General features: G+C 55.2%; 2 protein-coding genes. Both read left to right on the forward strand.

The features are described 5' to 3' along the window. Positions 1–179 precede the first annotated feature (179 nt). Positions 180–2,024: an Ig-like domain-containing protein gene (locus tag QMM04_RS21030; protein WP_282996935.1), complete on the forward strand. Its 1,845-nt coding sequence runs from the start codon at positions 180–182 to the stop codon at positions 2,022–2,024. Positions 2,025–2,216: 192 nt separating this feature from the next. Next, entirely contained in the window at positions 2,217–4,295 is a 2,079-nt protein-coding gene (locus QMM04_RS21035; RefSeq protein WP_282996936.1) for an Ig-like domain-containing protein, read from the forward strand. The last annotated feature ends 245 nt before the right edge of the window (positions 4,296–4,540 follow it).

Here is a 4,540-nt window from a genome sequence, read left to right on the forward strand (position 1 = left end):
CCCCAACAAACAATATCATGAGCCATATCCCACTCTTTTTAATGCCTTTTTCATTAGCAGAACTTATTACGATCAGTCTTAGAAACGAGACGATTCTGGTACATGCCGCCATCCCCTCCCCCTTTATGCTGGGCAGGCAACGGTAATCACGCCGTTGTTGATTTTGGTGGAGAATACTTATGCTAACACCTCTCAGCTTTGACCCCTTTTCATCCATTAATACCTTGCGAGTGGGCACACCTTATCCGCTGCTGAGCGGCAGCCTGCCGGCGCAGGCCGGTGAAATCATTGAATTCATTATCAATGATCACCACTACAGCACGCCGATTGCCGCCGACGGCAGCTGGTCATTTCAGCCGCCGTTCTCGCTGAGCGAAGGCAGCCACGACATGATGGCGCGCATCGGCGACAGCGGCGAACCGCATCCGTTCTCTGTTGACGTCGCGCTCTCGGTGCCGGACAAACCGGCGATCACCGCGCTGTTTGACGATGTCGGCAGCGAAACCGGCCCGGTCGGACGCGGACACACCATTGATGACACCACGCCCAAAGTGCAGGGCTATGCGCTGCCGGGCAGCACGGTGCGGCTGTACGATCACGACAGACTGATTGGCAGCACCGTGGCCAGTAAAAGCGGCGAATGGTCGCTGGAGCCGCTGCTGGGCGCGGGCGGCCATCAGCTAACCGTCACCGCGACCGACGAGTTTGGCCGTGTCAGCGAACCTTCTGAACATTTCGACATCACTGTGGTTGAAAGCGGACCGGTGCCGCCGACCATCAGCTACGCCATTGACGATGTCGGCACCGTACAGGGCCAGCTCGCCAGCGGTTCCACCACCGACGACTTCTCGCCGCTGATCGTGGGCCGCGCGGAGCCGAACAGCATCGTTTATCTGTTCGCGCAGAACGATCACGGCGGCATCGGCTATAAAGGCAGCGTTAAAACCGATGCCAACGGTGACTGGGTGATTCAGTCACGCGCGATGATCAGCGGTGACGGCATCTACACCTTCTACGCTTCCTACGAGAACAGCAAAGACGACTACCGCCCGGATTTCAGCCTTAATATGTCGGCGCTGGAAAATCTGCGTCCGGCTATCGACTGTGCGCGGGACGATACCGGCGCCCATACCGGCCAGGTGTACCATCGCGGCACCACCGACGATAAAACGCCGGTGCTGGAAGGTCGCGGTGCGCCGGGCAGCATCGTCGAGATTGAGTACAACCTGAGTAACAGCGGCTGGCACAGCGCGGGCAGCGTGACGGTCGATGCGCAGGGCAACTGGCAGTTCGCCGGCTTCGAACTGACCTATTTTGGCGAATGGGGTTTCCGCTCGCGCGGCGTGGCCGATGGTAAAGCCAGCGCGTGGAGCGATAAGTTTGAGCTGCTGGTGATCCCCGGCGCGCCGCTGGAACCGACCATCGACTACGCCTGGGACAACGCGGGTCCGCTACAGGGGCCGGTTTATCAGCATGACTCAACCGATGACACCACGCCAACGCTGCACGGCAGCGGCACGCCGGGCCAGGTGATTGAGATCGAATATGGCGTGCAGGGTGAAGGCCTGCGCCACGCCGGCAGCGTGCTGGTCGATGCCGACGGCAAATGGAGCTTCACCTCGCCGTATCTGCATCAGCCTGGCGTGTGGGAATATCAGGCGCGCGCCTCGACCGGTGAGATGAAGAGCAACTGGAGCAGCAAATTCGTGCTCGACGTCAGCCCGGACGCCGCGTTCGATCAGCAGGCGCAGGATGAAGCCCAGCCGGACGCGCTGACGCTCCACCAGCTGCTGAGCGAAGGTGGCAAAGGGCTGTTCATTGAGGATGACAGCACCCAGCTGCTGGTGAAAGGCAAGCCGGGCGACAGCGTGCAGCTGCAGGATATTCTGCCGGTAGGCGAAGCGGTTGATGGCTGGACGCAGCAGACCGGCACCCTGACCATCGCCGGTACGCAATACCACGTCTGGAGTCACGGCGACGCCGAACTGCTGGTGCAGGACGGCGTGCAACTGCAACTGGTGTAACCCCCGATGCCGTGCGCTTAGCACGGCATCACCCTGCCCTCTTTCCCCGGCTTTTCACCCGTTCGGACTTTTCTCCCTTCGGGACAGGTCTCATACAGCGTTTTACGTCATCTATTACAAAATGCGCACTTTATAACAAGGCGCAGCGGGCTTTGCTGCAATAGACCCAACATAAAACACAGGAAAAACTCCATGGATCTGTTTGATTTTAAAGAGGTGAAGTACCTCGAGCGCGACACCAACACCCCAACCTTCTCCGGCATCATCAACTCAGAAGTGGGCAAAGGCGGCCAGGTAATGATTACGCTTGGCGACAGGAATTTCTTTGTCGACATCAACCCGCAGGACGGCAGCTGGAAGTGGACGCCACCGGAAGCGCTGACCGACGGCGAATACAGCCTCTCCTTTATGACCATCGACACCGCCGGTAACCTCAGTACGCCGTCACAGCGCACGCTGATCGTCGACACCACGCCGCCGGTCGCACCGACGTTGCTTAACCTGTACGACGATCAGGGCGCCATTACCGGCAGCTTTGACGCCGGTAAAATGACCGACGACCGCCGCCCGACCCTGACCGGCATCGCCGAAAAGGGCACCGTGGTGTATCTGAAAGAAGGCAACACCGTGATCGGCAGCGCCAAAGCTGACGAGAAAACCGGTCTGTGGACGCTGGAACCGAATGTGGACCTGGCGGATGGCCGTCACAACCTGACGCTGGTGGCGGCGGAAACCTTTGCCGGTAAGGTGCGCGAGGGCAAAGTATCCGATGAGTTTAACATTACCATCGGAAAAGACGGCGACGTGCCGAGCGATCCGGGCGGCGTGGCCAAAATCATTGAGGCTATCGACAACGCCGGCAGCCTGACCGGCTCACTGAAAAGCGGCGGCATTACCGATGACACCACGCCCGATCTGCGCGGCAGCGCACCGGAAGGCAGCGTGGTGCGCATTCAGTATCGCAACGATAAAGGTGAATGGATCGACGGCGGCAATGCGGTAATGAACGGCACCAGCTGGAGCTGGACGCCAAACCCGGCGCTGGGTGCCGGTAACTGGGAATTCCGCGCCAATGCCGGCAGCGGCTGGACCGATGAGTTTAAACTGGATATCGATCTCGCACCGGCGGCAAAAACGGAAATCACCCACGCTTACGATGACTTTGGCCCGTTCACTGGCATGCTCGGCAACGGCGCGATTACCGATGACCGCACGCCAAACCTGCACGGCCGCGCCGAGTCTAACAGCCTGGTGTATATCCACTATCGCAATGTGCTGGGCGCATGGGAACTGCTGGACAGCGTGACTGCCGGCGCCGATGGCCGCTGGGAGTATGAGACTGATCGACTGGTGCCGGGGACGTATGAGTTTCAGGCCGGGAGATCGTCAACCCGTGATGCAAACGGTAAACCATTTGGGCTGCAGATTGTGGCGCCGGGCAGCGTCGCACCAGAGATCGCTATGGCCTGGGATGATGTGGGCAAAATCACCGGTGAGGTGAAATCGGGCGGGCTGACCAATGATACTCAGCCGGAACTGCGCGGCAGTGCCGAGGCGAATGCGGTTGTGCAGGTTGAGTACTCACGCGACGGCAAAACCTGGCATAGCGGGTCAACGGTTGCGGATGCGAATGGCCGCTGGTCGTTTACGCCCAAGGACGAGCTGGAATATGGTAACTGGGATTTCAGGGCGAAAACCACTAATGGAACTAGCTATAGTGCAAATTATTCGTTAAACATTATTGACAGTGAAACCATTACTCATGTTTACAACTTTGAAGACATTACCCCTGTCAATATCAATAAAGATGTTAATTACGGGAACCTGACATTTATCTATAAAAAGCATGACAATGTTACTACAGCAATAGAAGATCATGAGCGCTGGGGCGGTCTTTTCGTCATCCGAAAAGATAGCAATGTTAATGAGTTCGTGCAAAAAGTTAATTTCCAGGAAAAAATAAATTACTTTGAACTCACCGCACTTGATTGGGAAAGTTCCAAATCCTACATCAGCTTCTTTGATGAAAGCGGGAAAGAACTGGGGCGAGTTTACTCCATTGATGTAAGAGGAAATAGCAGAGAGGTATTACAATTCTACTCTGGTAACGCAGAAATTATTTACGCTGAAATTGGCAGTGAGGAGGGGTTGGATATCGTTGAGGAATTTTATATTGATGAATTTAAACCAGAGCCGCAGCAACCGCATGAACTTAACCATGTACAGGACATTCAGAAAGGTTTACAGCAGTCAGTGCAAGCTTTGAATTAATTATGTGGGAGGTGATGAGCCTCCTTATTTTTTTGGTATAAGATTAATTATTTTTATTAAGTTTAAGTATTATGAATATTGAGAGTGAATTGCTTCGCGAGCGTTATCAACCTTTTTTCTATGTTTTACTAGTTTTTAGTGTAGCTCTCATCTTTACTTTATCAATGAACTCAGAACAAGAGATTAGTAAAGTAAAGAGTTTAGGGAGCTTGCTAGAATTTTTGTTAACTCAAAATGTTTATGGA

The sequence above is a fragment of the Pantoea sp. Pa-EAmG genome, assembly GCF_030024295.1.
Lineage (GTDB): Bacteria > Pseudomonadota > Gammaproteobacteria > Enterobacterales > Enterobacteriaceae > Pantoea > Pantoea dispersa.